This window comes from Bradyrhizobium sp. AS23.2 (assembly GCF_001908185.1).
Classification (GTDB): Bacteria; Pseudomonadota; Alphaproteobacteria; order Rhizobiales; family Xanthobacteraceae; genus Bradyrhizobium.
The window spans coordinates 22,468-36,803 of the sequence record NZ_LGHM01000044.1 but is presented as its reverse complement, the minus strand read 5'-3'; the positions used below and the strand labels follow the sequence as shown (position 1 = coordinate 36,803).

General features: G+C 64.3%; 17 protein-coding genes and 1 pseudogene. 7 read left to right on the top strand and 11 right to left on the bottom strand.

The window, feature by feature from the left end; genetic code table 11:
• Positions 1-65: 65 nt before the first annotated feature.
• From nusB to AC630_RS10315, 10 genes are all read right to left on the bottom strand, one after another.
• A complete protein-coding gene (gene nusB / locus AC630_RS10360; protein WP_074118445.1) occupies positions 66-563 on the bottom strand; it encodes a transcription antitermination factor NusB in 498 nt (165 codons plus the stop codon).
• Positions 564-566: 3 nt separating this feature from the next.
• Positions 567-1,058, bottom strand: coding sequence for a 6,7-dimethyl-8-ribityllumazine synthase (gene ribH / locus AC630_RS10355; RefSeq protein WP_074118444.1), 492 nt, complete (start codon positions 1,056-1,058; stop codon positions 567-569).
• A 155-nt stretch (positions 1,059-1,213) separates the two neighbouring features.
• On the bottom strand, positions 1,214-1,822 hold the full coding sequence (locus tag AC630_RS10350; protein ID WP_074118443.1) for a riboflavin synthase: 609 nt from the start codon (positions 1,820-1,822) through the stop codon (positions 1,214-1,216).
• Positions 1,822-2,967, bottom strand: coding sequence for a bifunctional diaminohydroxyphosphoribosylaminopyrimidine deaminase/5-amino-6-(5-phosphoribosylamino)uracil reductase RibD (gene ribD, locus AC630_RS10345; RefSeq protein ID WP_074118442.1), 1,146 nt, complete (start codon positions 2,965-2,967; stop codon positions 1,822-1,824). Before ribD ends, AC630_RS10350 begins: the two co-directional genes overlap by 1 nt.
• Positions 2,964-3,446, bottom strand: a complete 483-nt coding sequence (gene nrdR / locus AC630_RS10340; protein WP_011087793.1) for a transcriptional regulator NrdR — start codon at positions 3,444-3,446, stop codon at positions 2,964-2,966. The genes ribD and nrdR overlap by 4 nt, the downstream gene beginning before the upstream one ends.
• Before the next feature lie 15 nt (positions 3,447-3,461).
• Positions 3,462-4,760: a serine hydroxymethyltransferase gene (glyA, locus tag AC630_RS10335; RefSeq protein ID WP_074118441.1), complete on the bottom strand. Its 1,299-nt coding sequence runs from the start codon at positions 4,758-4,760 to the stop codon at positions 3,462-3,464.
• Between the two features lie 271 nt (positions 4,761-5,031).
• Entirely contained in the window at positions 5,032-5,253 is a 222-nt protein-coding gene (locus AC630_RS10330) for a hypothetical protein (RefSeq protein WP_074118440.1), read from the bottom strand.
• Between the two features lie 37 nt (positions 5,254-5,290).
• Positions 5,291-5,527 carry a hypothetical protein gene (locus AC630_RS10325; protein ID WP_074118439.1) on the bottom strand — a complete coding sequence of 79 codons (237 nt, stop codon included), beginning with the start codon at positions 5,525-5,527 and terminating at the stop codon, positions 5,291-5,293.
• Between the two features lie 200 nt (positions 5,528-5,727).
• A complete protein-coding gene (ldtR, locus tag AC630_RS10320; protein WP_074118438.1) occupies positions 5,728-6,246 on the bottom strand; it encodes a transcriptional regulator LdtR in 519 nt (172 codons plus the stop codon).
• Between the two features lie 512 nt (positions 6,247-6,758).
• Complete coding sequence (locus tag AC630_RS10315; protein ID WP_074118437.1) at positions 6,759-7,256, bottom strand: DUF6163 family protein; 498 nt, start codon at positions 7,254-7,256, stop codon at positions 6,759-6,761.
• A gap of 123 nt (positions 7,257-7,379) precedes the next feature.
• Between AC630_RS10315 and hemB the strand changes: the two genes are divergently transcribed.
• The 6 genes and pseudogenes from hemB to AC630_RS10285 all read left to right on the top strand — a co-directional run bounded on the left by hemB (position 7,380) and on the right by AC630_RS10285 (position 11,323).
• Positions 7,380-8,441, top strand: coding sequence for a porphobilinogen synthase (hemB, locus tag AC630_RS10310; protein WP_074118436.1), 1,062 nt, complete (start codon positions 7,380-7,382; stop codon positions 8,439-8,441).
• A gap of 260 nt (positions 8,442-8,701) precedes the next feature.
• Positions 8,702-9,247, top strand: a complete 546-nt coding sequence (locus AC630_RS10305) for an RDD family protein (protein WP_074118435.1) — start codon at positions 8,702-8,704, stop codon at positions 9,245-9,247.
• A 137-nt stretch (positions 9,248-9,384) separates the two neighbouring features.
• Positions 9,385-10,162 (top strand): annotated as a pseudogene (locus tag AC630_RS10300) (arginyltransferase).
• Between the two features lie 73 nt (positions 10,163-10,235).
• Complete coding sequence (locus tag AC630_RS10295; protein ID WP_074118434.1) at positions 10,236-10,652, top strand: hypothetical protein; 417 nt, start codon at positions 10,236-10,238, stop codon at positions 10,650-10,652.
• A 52-nt stretch (positions 10,653-10,704) separates the two neighbouring features.
• The gene (locus tag AC630_RS10290; protein ID WP_074118433.1) at positions 10,705-10,935 is read left to right on the top strand and encodes an AbrB/MazE/SpoVT family DNA-binding domain-containing protein; all 231 of its coding nucleotides are present in this window, start codon (positions 10,705-10,707) and stop codon (positions 10,933-10,935) included.
• Positions 10,925-11,323 carry a PIN domain-containing protein gene (locus AC630_RS10285; protein ID WP_074118432.1) on the top strand — a complete coding sequence of 133 codons (399 nt, stop codon included), beginning with the start codon at positions 10,925-10,927 and terminating at the stop codon, positions 11,321-11,323. Before AC630_RS10290 ends, AC630_RS10285 begins: the two co-directional genes overlap by 11 nt.
• A gap of 34 nt (positions 11,324-11,357) precedes the next feature.
• On the opposite strand, the gene AC630_RS10280 is transcribed toward AC630_RS10285, so the two are convergent.
• Positions 11,358-12,710, bottom strand: a complete 1,353-nt coding sequence (locus AC630_RS10280) for an Nramp family divalent metal transporter (protein WP_074118431.1) — start codon at positions 12,708-12,710, stop codon at positions 11,358-11,360.
• A gap of 166 nt (positions 12,711-12,876) precedes the next feature.
• Here AC630_RS10280 and AC630_RS10275 point away from each other — a divergent pair, with 166 nt between their 5' ends.
• The gene (locus AC630_RS10275) at positions 12,877-14,121 is read left to right on the top strand and encodes an MFS transporter (protein ID WP_074118430.1); all 1,245 of its coding nucleotides are present in this window, start codon (positions 12,877-12,879) and stop codon (positions 14,119-14,121) included.
• The last annotated feature ends 215 nt before the right edge of the window (positions 14,122-14,336 follow it).

Sequence of the window (14,336 nt, the reverse complement as noted above, 5' to 3'; positions counted from 1 at the left end):
GGCGGGGCATGACGGATGAATATGGGGCTGGCGTATTGCTTCAATCGACGGCCCCTTGAATCCAACTACCCCCGCCCGAACTCGTCGCCGCGAAACTGGCGGCCGATCTGGTCGAGCACCGCGTTGACCATGCCGGTTTCCTCGCGGTCGACGAAGGCGTTGGCGACGTCGACATATTCGGACACGACGACGCGGCCGGGAACGTCCTTGCGATGCTGGAGCTCGTAGGCCCCTGCGCGCAGCACCGCGCGCAGGATCGCCTCGATCCGCTTCAGCGGCCAGCCCTTGGACAGCGCCTCGTCGATCAAGGGGTCGAGCTTCTTCTGGTCGCGCACGACGCCGGAGACGACGTCGCGGAAGAACGCGGCTTCCGCCGGCAGATATGTGTCGCCCTCGACCTCGTTGCCGAGCCAGTGGCTCTCGAACTCGGCGAAGATGTCGTTGATGCCGGCACCCGCAATGTCCATCTGGTACAGCGCCTGCACGGCCGCGAGCCGTGCCGCACCGCGCCGGTTCGCCTTCCTCTCCGGAGCACCTGCCGGTTTCCTGGTGGTGTCAGCCATGGCTCAGACCCGCGCCAGGCGGCGTTTGATGCGCAGCATCGCAAGTGCTGCCCGCGCGGCATCGCCGCCCTTGTTGAGCTCGCTGGCGCGCGCACGCGCCCAGGCCTGTGCCTCGGTATTGACGGTGAGGATGCCGTTGCCGAGCGGCAGCTTTCGCGCCACCGCAAGGTCCATCAGCGCGCGCGAGGATTCCTGCGAGACGATCTCGAAATGGATGGTGTCGCCGCGGATCACGCAGCCGAGCGCGATCACCGCGTCGTAGGGCTTGCCATTGGCGGCCGCGGCGTCGACCGCGATGGTCACCGCCGCCGGGATCTCCAACGCGCCGGGAACCGTGATCACGTCATGCATCAGGCCGGCGGCCTTCAGCTCGGCCACCGCGCCGTCCAGAAGCGCGTCCTGGAGATCGTCATAGAACCGCGCCTCGACAATCAGCGCACGCGCGCCGGAGATGTCGGTCTGGTCCTTCAGGGGTGCGCGCCGCGCGTCTGCCATCGTCTAAATCCGTTCTAGAGGTCGGCGCGTTATGTAGTCGCCGCAGGCGGGTAAGCCAAGTTTTAAACTGTCGTTCCGGGGCGCGAAACGACCCCGGAATCTCGAGATTCCGGGTCTGGTCCCTCGGACCATCCCGGAATGACCGGCTGCGCCGGTCACTTCATTTCCGTCAGCCGCGCTGCGTAGCGGGCCATCAGGTCGACCTCGATATTGACCTCGGCGCCCGCCTTCCAACCACCGATCGTTGTGACTGTCAGCGTGTGCGGGATGATCAGCACCGAAAAGCTCACGTCCTTGACCGTATTGATCGTCAGCGAGACGCCGTCGAGCGTGATCGAGCCCTTGGTGGCGATGAACCGCGCCAGCTCGCGCGTGGTGCTGAGCTCGAACCGCGCCATGTCGGGCAAGTCCTCGCGGCTGACGATGGTCGCGATGCCATCGGCATGGCCGGCGACGATATGGCCGCCGAGCTCGTCACCGATCTTGAGCGCGCGCTCGAGATTGAGCCTCGTGCCCACCTTCCAGTGTTTTGCGGTCGTCAGCGCCAGCGTCTCGGCTGCAGCATCGACGTCAAACCAGGTTTTGCTGCCTTCGACGCCGGAAGCGACCACCGTCAGGCAGACGCCGTTGCAGGCGATCGAGGCGCCGTCGGCGATGGTGGCGCGATCGTAGCGGCAGGCGATGCGCAGACGGTGCAGCTGTCCCTGCGCCGTTGGCGTGAAGCTGACGATCTCGCCGATATCGGTGACAATGCCGGTGAACATTACGAGCGCTCGTAGATGGTGAGAGTATCCTTTTCGAATGTCTCGCTAGCATGAACCTTGTAGGCCTGCGACTGCGTGATTTTCGACAGGGGCATTGCATCGAGCGCATCCACCCCAGCGGCGCCGACCGCTTCCGCTCCGCGGAACAGCCAGATCTCGTCGACGAGGTCGGCCGCCACGAATGATGCAGCAACCCGGCTGCCGCCCTCGACCATCAGCCGCGTGATGCCTTTCTCGGCCAACGCATGCAGCACGGCCGGAAGATCGAGCCCGGAGGCGCGGCCCGGTGGCATTCGCATGATTTGCACGCCGGCAGCGCCGAGGCGGGTCGCGGCGGCTGCTTCCGCAAGCCTCGAGCCGAACACCCAAAGCGGCGTCTCTCGCGCGGAGCGCACCAGCTGGCTCGATGCGGGAATGCGCAGGCTCTGGTCGAGCACAACGCGCACCGGCGAGCGCGCCGCCATGCCCGGCAGGCGGCAGTTGAGCTGAGGATCGTCCGCCAGCACCGTGCCGATACCGACCAGGATCGCATCGCTCTGCGCGCGGAGCAGATGCACGCGATTGTGCGCCGCCTCCCCCGTGATCGCGAGCGGCTTGCCGCCGGCGGCGCCGATCTTGCCGTCGGGCGAGACCGCGAGCTTCAGGATGACATGCGGGCGCTGGTCCCGGATACGGCGGAAATGTCCGGCGTGGTCGAACGCGGCTTCCGCCGCGCAGAGGCCAACGTCGACGACAATGCCGGCGGCGCGCAGGCGCGCGTGGCCCTGGCCCGCGACTTCCGGATTGGGATCCTCGATCGCCGTCACCACGCGCTTGATGCCTGCGGCAATCACCGCGTCGGCGCAAGGCGGCGACTTGCCGAAATGCGAGCACGGCTCCAGCGTGACATAGAGCGTCGCGCCCCGCGCCTCTCCCGCGCGCCGCAGCGCTTCAGGCTCGGCATGCGGACGTCCACCGGGCTGCGTCCAGCCTCGACCGACGATGACGCCATCCTTGACGACGACGGCGCCGACGGCCGGATTGGGCCAGGTGCGCCCCTGCCCGCGCTTACCGAGCGCCAGAGCAAGCTGCATGAAACGGCGATCGGCGTCCTTGGCGTCGCGGGCCTTCCGCGCGAACTGATCTTCCAGGATACGGAAGATCATTTGCGGATCGCGGCGAGCCGCGCTTCCTCCTCACCGGAGAGCTCGCCGAGCACGTCGGCGAAATCCTTGGCCTCGCGGAAATTGCGGTAAACCGAGGCGAAGCGCACATAGGCGACGTCGTCGAGTGTGCGCAGATGCTCCATCACGGTCTCGCCGATCACCTCGGAGGAGATCTCCGCCTCGCCTCCGGTCTCGAGCTCGCGCACGATGGTGGAGACCATCTTCTCCACCCGCTCGGGCTCGACCTGCCGCTTGCGCAAGCTGATCTGCACAGATCGCATCAGCTTGTCGCGGTCGAACGGCACGCGGCGGCCGTTGCGCTTGATCACTGTGAGCTCGCGCAGCTGCACGCGCTCGAAGGTGGTGAAGCGGAAATTGCAGGCGACGCATACGCGCCGCCTGCGGATAACGGAAGAGTCCTCGGTCGGACGCGAGTCCTTTACCTGCGTATCGAGACTGTTGCAGTTCGGGCAGCGCATCCGTTTGCCTTGACCTTACTGGTAGATCGGGAACCGATCGGTGAGCGCCTTGACCCGTTCCTTGATCGCAGCTTCCACCAGCGGCGCCTTGCCGTCGTCGGACTGCGCGATGGCGTTCAGGACCTCGGCGATCATGCCGCCCACTTGCTGAAACTCGGCAACGCCGAAGCCGCGGGTCGTCGCCGCAGGGGTGCCGAGACGCAGGCCCGAGGTGACGAACGGCTTTTCCGGATCGAACGGGATACCGTTCTTGTTGCAGGTGATGGCGGCGCGGACCAGCGCCTTCTCCGAGACGTTGCCCTTCAGGCCCTTCGGCCTGAGGTCAACGAGCATCAGATGGTTATCGGTGCCGCCGGAGACAATGTCGAAGCCATGGCCCTTCAGCGTCTCGGCCAAGGCCTTGGCGTTCTCGACGATGTTCTTCGCATAGACCTTGAAGTCCGGACGTAGCGCCTCGCCGAAGGCGACCGCCTTCGCCGCGATCACATGCATCAGCGGCCCGCCCTGCAGGCCCGGGAAGATCGCCGAGTTGAGCTTCTTGGCGAGCGTCTCGTCATTGCTGAGGATAAGGCCGCCGCGCGGACCGCGCAGCGACTTGTGGGTCGTGGTCGTGGTGACGTGCGCATACGGCACGGGCGAGGCATGCACGCCGCCGGCGACAAGACCTGCGAAGTGCGCCATGTCGACGAGCAGATACGCGCCGACGCTGTCAGCGATCTCGCGGAAACGCTTGAAGTCCCAGGCACGCGAATAGGCCGAGCCGCCGGCGATGATCAGCTTCGGCTTGACCTCTTCGGCCTGCTTGGCGACCGCGTCCATGTCGATGATCTGGTCCTCGCGGCGCACGGTGTAGTGCGCGGCCTTGAACCACTTGCCGCTCATGTTGACGGGCGAGCCGTGCGTGAGATGGCCGCCGGCCGCGAGGTCGAGACCCATGAAGGTGTCGCCCGGCTGCAGCAGCGCCAGGAACACCGCCTGGTTCATCTGGCTGCCGGAGTTCGGCTGCACGTTGGCGAAGTTCGCACCGAACAGCTTCTTGGCGCGATCGATCGCGAGGTTCTCGGCTACGTCGACCCACTCACAACCGCCATAGTAGCGCGCGCCTGGATAGCCTTCCGCGTATTTGTTGGTCATCACCGAGCCCTGCGCTTCCAGCACCGCACGGCTGACGATGTTCTCGGAGGCGATCAGCTCGATCTCATGGCGCTGCCGGCCGAGTTCGCCCTTGATGGCGGCGGCGATTTCCGGGTCGGCCTGGTTGAGCGAGGCGGTGAAAAACGAATCGGGCGCGGAGGCGGTTTTGGCGAGGGTCATCTTGCGAATATCTCCACCGCCGCAGCCTTTTGGCGGGCTACGGGCGGGTCTGGTGTGGCGATCGGAAGCGGCGAGCGCGATCTACCACATCGCCCGCCCCCGGCCAAGTATTTGCGGGTCGGGCCTGATATTTATGCAAGATATGGTGGGGATTGAAGGATTTGGGCGCTGGGGCGGCCCTACGAAGCCGCTCATCCGCGAACATCGGGAATGGGGCCGATTTCAACCCCAAACCCAGCGCCTGGAGCCGCCCGCCGAGAGCAGCGTCCCATCACAGCCCAGTATACCCCGCTTTGACGGGGTCGACGCTGCCATCGAGCTGGCGCAAATAAGTCAGGCCGCAGACCGTCAACCTGTGGGGGTCCTTCTCGCCGGCTTCCATCAACGTGTTCAGGTAGTTCGTGACCTTGACCCGCGCCTCCTCGCTGGCCGCCGCCGTGCGGTTGGCGAGCAGATCATAGGTCTGCATGATGCGGTCGATGGCAGCTTCCATGGCACCCTCGGGTTCTTGCCGGTTTTGGGGGATTTGATCAGGCAACAGCTCTGGCCTCGGGCTCGGCCTCGAACCGGGCGATTGCCTTGTTGGCGAGCCTGAGCTTGTTGAACTCGCCGTTTTGGAGCAGCCTGATGATGATCTCGAGCAGACGTTCGTTGGTGACGAGCGAGTCGGGAATTGCACCGGAGCGACGGAGGTAATTCGCGGCGATGGCGTAGGCATCGCTCACGAGTTCGACGTTCATTGCCTGAGGCCCGCGCTCGACCAGCATCGCATCCTCCGATCCGGAGAAACAACTGCGGCGCGAGGAACTGGTTCCGCCCGGCCCGTTAATTTTTCGCAGTCGCGAAGACGACAAAACGCACCGGTCCGGGCAGAAGCCGGGCCGGCGCGCTTGGGGAAGTTAGGCACGTTCGGGAGGCTTGCCGGTCTTGTCGCGGGCCGGCTTGGCCTTGATCCCTCCGAAAGAGCTCAGAGGCGATACAGGATCTGGTCGGTCCAGAACCGCTCGAGGCGGTGCAGCGACTTGTTGAGGGTCGAGAATTCCTCGCCCGAGATGCCACCGACCTGCTCAACCGTCTTGACGTGCTTCTGGTAGAGCCCGTCGACGATGCGGCGGACTTCCTGGCCCTGCGGGGTCAGGCGGATGCGCACCGAGCGGCGATCAACGCGCGAGCGCTGATGATCGAGGAAGCCGAGCTCGACAAGCTTCTTCAGATTGTAGGAGACGTTGGAGCCCAGATAGTAACCGCGCGTGCGCAGCTCGCCTGCGGTCAGCTCCTTGTCGCCGATGTTGTAGAGCAGGAGCGCCTGCACCGAATTGATGTCCGCACGGCCGCGGCGATCGAACTCGTCCTTGATGACGTCGAGGAGACGGCGATGCAGCCGCTCCACCAGAGTCAAAGCTTCCAGATAGAGCGACTGCACCGAGCCCTGCTGGCCGGAGACGCGCTCTGCGGTATCTGCCGCAGTTGCGACGGCTTTCATCATGACACTTCCCCTGTTGTCGTTTTTATCGACACTTATTCGACGAAACTTTTGTCCCGCCTGATAGGTGCAACTTAAGGGGGCCGATTGAAGATCAGCTTAAACAAGACAATAAAGAGATCATGAATTTAAGACAGTGAATTGCGTATTAAGCCTGTGCCACAAGGACTTTTCGCAACCGTCTGTTGACCCTCGCAAGGTCCTGTTCACCCTCCGTCCGCCCCGATTGTCGCATTCCAGAACAGCCCCGCCCCGTTTCGAAACGGCTGCGTAACAGCTGTGGCGGAACGCGCTGGTTAGCGAAAAGTTAGAGCGAATTTTACGCAACGATCGGTCAACCAAGCGCGCAGTCAAAGTACTCGTGTCCCGGACAAGCGGAGCGCTGATCCGGGACCCAGACGCCACAACGAGATTGCGGTGAGATGGGCCCCGGCTCTGCAGCGCATCACGCCGCAGGCGCGGCGCGCTGCGCTGCGTCCGGGGCACGAGAGAGAGTATGTTGAGCCGCCTGCGCGCTACGGCGGTCGTTCGCGCGCGGCCATCCAGGCGAGCGCGAGATAGGCGGCGAGCATGAAAGCCTCGACGCCGACCACGATCAGGCTGCCGCCGTAGATGCCGGGAAACATCAGCTCGATCACGGCCATCGACACGACGGTCGTGAGCCACACCACCGCGCCCCACGGCGTTGCCAGCCATAGGCCGACCGCGGCGACGAGCTCGATCACGGCGAAGTAGACGGTTGCGGCCTGCCAGGCCATCGACTGGTTCTCGAACGCCTCGTCCTCGCCGCCAACGAAGCCGGTGACCTGCGCCCAGTGATAGAGGCCCTTGAGGATCGAGAGCAGAGCCATCACCCGCAGGAACAGGACGAGCCGGCGCGTCCAGACACTGTCGTCGGACTCGTGGCGCTCCGACGAGATCGCCGCCACCGACATTGCATTGTCTCTGGCGTTGTCTCTGACGGCGTCCCCGGCGCTGTCACGGGCCGCATCGCGGGTGGAGATCTCGGACATGGCACCCTTCTGGCTGCTTTGCCCCGCAAAATCAATCGGCTGCCATCCCTTGCGGCAGGTCAAGCCGCGGTGACGGGAACCGTGCGAACTGGTATAAGAATAATTCCAGCCGGAGGAAGAGTAATGGCGATCAAATACGGACGTCCGATCGAATTGCGCGAGGTTTCGCGCCGGGATGGCACAGCAGCCTCCCCTGCCCTCGATCTGACCGTCCGGCCGCGCCGCAACCGCAAGGCCGAATGGGCCCGGCGGATGGTGCGCGAGAGTGTGCTCACGACGGATGACCTGATCTGGCCGCTGTTCCTGATCGACGGCCACAACAAGCGCGAGCAGATCGCCTCGATGCCCGGCGTCGACCGCCTTAGCGTCGATCAGGCCGTGCGCGAGGCCGAGCGTGCAATGAAGCTCACCATCCCCTGCATCGCGCTGTTTCCCTACACCGATCCGTCCCTGCGCGACGAGGAAGGTTCGGAGGCAACTAACCCGAACAACCTCGTCTGCCAGGCCGTTCGCGCGATCAAGAAGGAGTTTCCCGAGATCGGCATCCTCTGCGACGTCGCGCTCGACCCCTTCACCAGCCATGGCCATGACGGCCTGATCGTTGACGGCAAGATCTTGAACGACGAGACGGTCGCCGTGCTGGTGCGTCAAGCGCTGGTGCAGGCCGAAGCCGGCTGCGACATCATCGCGCCCTCCGACATGATGGACGGCCGCGTCGCCGCGATCCGCGAGGGGCTCGATCGCACCGGCCTCCTCGACGTGCAGATCATGGCCTATGCGGCCAAATATGCCTCCGCCTTCTACGGCCCGTTCCGCGACGCCATCGGCTCGGCGAAGACGCTGACCGGCGACAAGCGCACCTACCAGATGGACAGCGCCAACACCGACGAGGCGCTCCGCGAGGTCGAGCTCGACATCGCCGAAGGCGCCGACATGGTGATGGTGAAGCCGGGCATGCCCTATCTCGACGTGGTCCGCCGCGTGAAGGACACGTTTGCGATGCCGACCTTCGCCTACCAAGTCTCCGGCGAATACGCGATGATCGCAGCCGCCGCCAACAACGGCTGGCTCGACGGCGACCGCGCCATGATGGAGAGCTTGCTCGCCTTCAAGCGCGCCGGCGCGGATGGTGTGCTCAGCTATTTCGCGCCGAAGGCGGCGGAGAAGCTGAGGGCGCAGGGGTAAGTTATCCGTAGGGTGGGCAAAGCGCAGCGTGCCCACTAACTCCAGCGTGCAGGACAGCGAGCGATGGTGGGCACGGCGCTAACGCGCCTTTGCCCACCCTACGAAGTCCGCGCTGGTGGTCCCGCCTCCCAGCGTCGTGGGTACCTCCTCCGCCGCCGAATCGCCGGAATATTTCCGCTTCTTGGTGCCGGCGCGCCCTTGGCACGGGGATGATCTGCTCCCATGTCGTGCCCGAGGGTTTTCCCCTGCGAGGACGAACCATGTCGTATGACTCGGGCAATTCAGGCGGCGCCTGGCGCAATGACGGCGCGGCGCAGCCGCACGCCTACGACCCCTATCTGCATCCGGAACTTTTCCGCGGCGTTGCGACGCGACGGGCGTTCGCCTTTCTGATCGACATGGTCGTGATTTCGGTGCCGGTGATCCTCGGCTACCTCTTCATCGCCGTATTCGGCGTGGTCACGCTCGGCATCGGCTGGGCGCTGTTCTGGCTGGCCTGGCCGGCCTCCGTGATCTGGGCCATCGTCTATTACGGCGCCTGCATCGGTGGTCCGTCGTCGGCAACGATCGGCATGAGGGTGATGGATCTGGAGCTGCGCACCTGGTACGGGGCGCCCGGCTATTTCGTGCTCGGCGCCACCCACGCCGTGCTGTTCTGGGTTTCGGTCTCGTTCCTGTCGCCTTTCGTGGTGCTGGTCGGCCTGTTCAACGGCCGCAGGCGCCTGCTGCATGATTTCGTGCTGGGAACTGTCGTGATCAACAACTCGGTCCGCGCACCTGTCCCTCAGGCGGCCAGGACTTACTGATCAACGACCTACCGATCAACGACCTACTAACTGGGATCGACTAAGCTGACTGCTGATCTGATCTGCCGAGCAGGCCAATTGACCGGGGGCTTCCGTAGCGCGATGCTGATGCACACTTCGGAGGCCCACGACGTCCCTTGACCCAGCACTCGCGCGACACCCCCCCAATTCTACCTCACGGCGCCTTCCCCTTGCCCCTATTTGCCGGGCCGGCACGAGCGCAAGGTGTTCACGCACCTCGTGGGTGACCGCGCTGGCGACCTCAACGACCTCCTGACCCATGGCGGGTTCCGCCGCAGCCAGTCGATCGCCTACCGGCCGGCCTGCGACCAGTGTCGCGCCTGCGTCTCTGTCCGGGTCATCGCCAACGAGTTCCGCCCTTCCCGCAGCTTCCGCAAGGTGATGGCGCGCAACGCCGATATCATCGGCGAGCAGCGCAGCGCTGTGCCGACCTCGGAACAATATTCAGTGTTCCGCGCCTATCTCGACGCGCGTCACCGCCATGGCGGCATGGCCGACATGACCGTGCTCGATTACGCCATGATGGTCGAGGACAGCCATGTCGAGACCCGCATCATCGAGTACCGCAAGCGCGGCCCCGACAGCGGCATCACCGGCCGCGGCGAGGAGCTGATCGCGGTGGCGCTGACCGACGTGCTCAGCGACGGCCTGTCGATGGTCTATTCGTTCTTCGAGCCGAGCCAGGTCAGCCGCTCGATGGGCACCTTCATGATCCTCGACCACATCGCCCGCGCACGGCGTCAGGGCCTGCCCTACGTCTATCTCGGCTACTGGATCGAAGGCTCCAAGAAGATGGACTACAAGGCCCGCTTCCTGCCGCAGCAGCGCCTCGCGCCCTCAGGCTGGCTGCGCGTCGACGCACAAGGCGATACAGCCTCCGAGCCGCAGGATTAGAGAATACGCGAGTCCCACTCGCATCGTATTCAAGACGAACTCTGAAGGCGTGCGTGGGATACGGAGGGTATCCTTGTCGAGCCAAAACTACGATTTGATCGCGCGAGCGATCATCGAACGACTCCAGGTTCTCTGTTTCTATCACGGTTGCCCGCGTGCAATCTGTCCAGCTTTATTGGGACACACGAACGGCGAGGAATACACGCTCGCCTTTCAATTCGCTGGCGGCTCGAGCAAAGGCCTTCCACGCACAGGCGAGTGGAAGTGCTTGAAAGTCGCCGAGATGAGCAACGTCGAGGTTCGCGCTGGAGAGTGGCACGCCGGTTCAAGCCACAATGAGCGCCAGCAATGCGTGAAAATCGTCGACCTCGACGTAAATCCGCTCAGCCCCTACCAGCCTCGACGTCGCGTGACACCCCGATCACCCCAAAATACCAAAGGGGCTGAACAAGCCCTGAGGGAACGAGCGAATGGCTTGGCTTCTTCTTGACATAGCGATGGATACACATATCATTTGATGTATATCCACAAGAGAGACGATCATGCAGGTAGCCAAATGGGGCAACAGCCTCGCCGTTCGTCTTCCAGCAGCCGTTGTTGACGCCCTCGAGCTTAAGGAAGGCGATGAGATTGAAATTCATGTCGCTGGGACGCGGCAATTCGGTGTCGCGCGCAAGCCAGATCGCAATGAGTTGTTAGAGCGGCTGCGTACTTTCCGCGGCCGGCTCCCCATCGATTTTAAGTTCGACCGGGATGAGGCGAATGAGCGGTAGCTTCTTCGACACCAACGTCCTTATATACCTCTTCTCGCGAGATCCCGCGAAGGCTGATCTGGTTGAACAGGCGCTTTCGCAGGGCGGCACGATCAGCGTCCAAGTGCTCAACGAGCTAGCGAATGTGTCCCGTCGAAAAATGCAATGTCCGTGGAAGGACACGAACTCCTTTCTGGCTCTCCTGCGAGGCTTGCTCACCGTCCAACCAGTAACCCTCGAAATCCACGATACAGGACTTCGTCTGGCTGAACGGTACGGGATCCCAATCTATGACGCTATGATTGCGGCTTCCGCGCTTCACGCCGGTTGCGACACGTTACTTTCGGAGGATTTCCAGCATGGCTTAGTCCTCAAGGAAGGGCTCCGTATCACCAACCCTTTTCTTTAAGCAGAAAGCGGTCGGCAGCCAGCCGCCCACCACCTCACCCGAACAGCGTATCCACCAGCACCTTCACGTTCAAAACCACGATCACCCCGGCAACGATCCACGCGATGGCGGCGATGGACGTCGGTATCGCGAACTTGCCCATCTTGCGGCGGTCGGAGACGAAGCGGATCAGCGGGATCACCGCGAAGGGCAGCTGCATTGAGAGCACGACCTGGCTGAACACCAGCAGATCGGCGGTGCCGCGCTCGCCGTAGATTGCAGTGACGACGATCACCGGAACGATGGCGATGCCGCGCGTGACCAGGCGGCGCGCCCAGCTCGGCAGGCGCAGATCGAGAAAGCCCTCCATCACGATCTGGCCGGCGAGCGTCGCCGTTACCGTCGAGTTGAGACCCGACGCAAGCAGAGCCACCGCGAACAGCGTCGAGGCAATGCTGAGGCCGAGCAGCGGCGACAAGAGTTCGAACGCCTGGCCAATCTCGGCAACGTCAGAATGGCCGCTCTTGTGGAAGGTCGCAGCCGCCACCACGAGGATCGCAGCGTTGATGAACAGCGCCAGCATCAGAGCGATGGTCGAGTCCGTCGTCGCCCATTTGATCGCCTCGCGCCGGCCTGTGTCGTTACGTTCATAGGCGCGCGTCTGCACGATCGACGAGTGCAGATAGAGATTGTGCGGCATCACGGTCGCACCGATGATGCCGATCGCGATGTAGAGCATCTCCGGATTGGTGAAGATCTCGGCCTTCGGCGCGAAGCCGCGCAGGACTTCCGCGACCGGTGGCGCTGCCGCCGCGATCTGGATCGCGAAGCAGACCGCGATCACCGCGAGCAGTGCCATGACGAAGGCTTCGAGGAAACGGAAGCCGCGGTTCATCAACAGCAGCAGCAGGAAGGCATCGAGAGCGGCGATCAGCGCACCGCCGATCAGGGGGATCCCGAACAGAAGCTTGAGCGCAATCGCGGTGCCGATGACCTCGGCGAGATCGCAGGCGATGATCGCCGCTTCGCAGACGAGCCAGAGCAGGAAATTCACCGCCGGCGAATAGGTCGCGCGGCAGGCCTGCGCGAGGTCGCGATCCGTGACGATGCCGAGCCTCGCCGCCAGCGACTGCAGCAGGATCGCCATCAAGTTCGAGAGCAGAATGACCGAGAGCAGCGTGTAACCGAACTTCGATCCGCCCGCGAGGTCGGTCGCCCAGTTGCCGGGGTCCATGTAGCCGACCGAGATCATGTAGCCCGGGCCGACGAACGCAAGCAGCCGCCGCCACCACACCCCTGCCGTGGGGACAGCGACTGAGGCGTTTACCTCGGCCAGGCTCTTGGTGGTGGGAGCGTCAGTGCGCCAGCCGGCGGCATCGGTGGTCAAATCGGGCGATCGGGCATCCATGAGGTGAGAATACCGAAGTCGAACCTTATTGCAACTAATTTGCAACTGCATCTAGCAGCATCGGTTCCGCCGCGCCCGTTATTCGCTGCCCTGTCGGGAAGCGGGTGGGTTTGGCCGTCCGCGGAAGCGGATACTGCCGTGAACTCGACTCCGCAGGAAATGAGCCATGTCAAATTCGCCCCACCTCCCCGGCACATTCAACCGCCTGGCCTGGTCGAACCTCGCGGCGCAGTCGGCCGAGCAGATCGCGCTGGCCGCGGCCCCCATCGTCGCGGTGCTCACGCTGGGCGTCGCGGAGGGCCAGACCGGCCTGCTGCAGACCGCCCTCACCCTGCCGTTCGTCCTCTTTGCCATTCCGGCGGGCCTGCTTGCCGACCGCATCTCTCGCCGCTCGCTGATGGCGGGCGCCGAGGCGCTACGGGCCGCAGCCCTTGCGGCCATCGTGCTCCTGCTCGCGCTCGGCGCGCTCAATTTGCCGCTTCTGGCGCTGCTCGGCTTCACAGCTGTCTGCGGTACCGTCGTCTACAGCGTGGCCGCGCCGGCGCTGGTACCGTCGCTGGTGAGCGCGGAGTTGCTGCCGGCTGCGAATGCCCGGATCGAGCTGGCGCGCACCATCGCCTTCGCCAGCGGCCCTGCGCTCGGCGGCGCGCTGGTCGGCTGGTGGGGCGCCAGCCCGGCCTTCGGCTTTGCCGCCGCGCTCTCGACCATCGCCGTGGTGCTGCTCTCCGGCATCTACGAGCCCTTGCGCCCGCCGGTGCCGCGCCGCCATCCGTTGCAGGACATCCGCGAGGGAGCCGCTTTCGTGTTTCACCATGCGCTGCTGCGGCCGGTGTTCATCACCCAGTTCATCTTCAACACCGGCTGGTTCCTGCAGATTGCCGTGTTCGTGCCCTACGCCGTGCGCCATCTCGGCTTGACGGCGGCTGGCGTCGGCATTGTGCTGACGATGTACGGGGTCGGCATGGTGATCGGCGCGCTGGTCGCAACGCGCGTGATGAAGCGCATCGCCTTCGGCACGGTGGTCGGCCTCGGCCCGGTTACCGGCTTCGTCGCCGCAGTGGTGATGGCGCTGACAGTGCTGGTCCCCTCGTCCTGGCTCGCGGGCCTCAGCTTCTTCCTGCTCGGCGTGGGGCCGATCCTCTGGGTGATCTCGACGACGACCTTGCGCCAGTCCGTGACGCCGCCCCGCCTTCTTGGCCGCGTCTCCGCCATCAACATTATGAGCTACGGCGCCCGTCCGCTCGGCTCGGCACTGGGGGCGATCGTCGGCGGCGTCTGGAGCGCGGAAGCGTGCCTCTATCTCGCGGCGGCCGTGTTCGGCGTGCAGGCGCTGGTCATCATTCTGTCACCGGCGGTCGCGCTCGATCGGCAGCCGGCGATGGTGGGAGACGAAGCGCCGGCGCGAGGTTAGCGCGACCATGACGAATATTGCCTGAGGTCACCTGCACGGGTTCGCCCCGCCGCAAGCACAAGCGCGTTCGGTTCAAAAACACGCCCCCCCGGCCTTGAAGTTGCATCTATTTTATGATGCACTTTCGACGCGACTCAAAACCGTTCCGGCGCACCATCCCTTTCGCCGCCTCAGCGTCAGCTTGTTTCGGAAGGCGGCCCTTACATTTCATCAGC

Bases quoted from the DNA above. Each gene is read 5' to 3' on its own strand.
- AC630_RS10285 (WP_074118432.1), top strand. From the start codon at position 10,925: ATGAGCGGTAGCTTCTTCGACACCAACGTCCTTATATACCTCTTCTCG.
- nusB (WP_074118445.1), bottom strand. From the start codon at position 563: ATGGCTGACACCACCAGGAAACCGGCAGGTGCTCCGGAGAGGAAGGCG.
- AC630_RS10275 (WP_074118430.1), top strand. From the start codon at position 12,877: ATGTCAAATTCGCCCCACCTCCCCGGCACATTCAACCGCCTGGCCTGG.
- AC630_RS10330 (WP_074118440.1), bottom strand. From the start codon at position 5,253: ATGGAAGCTGCCATCGACCGCATCATGCAGACCTATGATCTGCTCGCC.
- AC630_RS10290 (WP_074118433.1), top strand. From the start codon at position 10,705: ATGCAGGTAGCCAAATGGGGCAACAGCCTCGCCGTTCGTCTTCCAGCA.
- hemB (WP_074118436.1), top strand. From the start codon at position 7,380: ATGGCGATCAAATACGGACGTCCGATCGAATTGCGCGAGGTTTCGCGC.
- AC630_RS10350 (WP_074118443.1), bottom strand. From the start codon at position 1,822: ATGTTCACCGGCATTGTCACCGATATCGGCGAGATCGTCAGCTTCACG.
- ldtR (WP_074118438.1), bottom strand. From the start codon at position 6,246: ATGATGAAAGCCGTCGCAACTGCGGCAGATACCGCAGAGCGCGTCTCC.
- glyA (WP_074118441.1), bottom strand. From the start codon at position 4,760: ATGACCCTCGCCAAAACCGCCTCCGCGCCCGATTCGTTTTTCACCGCC.
- ribD (WP_074118442.1), bottom strand. From the start codon at position 2,967: ATGATCTTCCGTATCCTGGAAGATCAGTTCGCGCGGAAGGCCCGCGAC.
- AC630_RS10305 (WP_074118435.1), top strand. From the start codon at position 8,702: ATGTCGTATGACTCGGGCAATTCAGGCGGCGCCTGGCGCAATGACGGC.
- ribH (WP_074118444.1), bottom strand. From the start codon at position 1,058: ATGGCAGACGCGCGGCGCGCACCCCTGAAGGACCAGACCGACATCTCC.
- nrdR (WP_011087793.1), bottom strand. From the start codon at position 3,446: ATGCGCTGCCCGAACTGCAACAGTCTCGATACGCAGGTAAAGGACTCG.
- AC630_RS10325 (WP_074118439.1), bottom strand. From the start codon at position 5,527: ATGCTGGTCGAGCGCGGGCCTCAGGCAATGAACGTCGAACTCGTGAGC.
- AC630_RS10315 (WP_074118437.1), bottom strand. From the start codon at position 7,256: ATGTCCGAGATCTCCACCCGCGATGCGGCCCGTGACAGCGCCGGGGAC.
- AC630_RS10280 (WP_074118431.1), bottom strand. From the start codon at position 12,710: ATGGATGCCCGATCGCCCGATTTGACCACCGATGCCGCCGGCTGGCGC.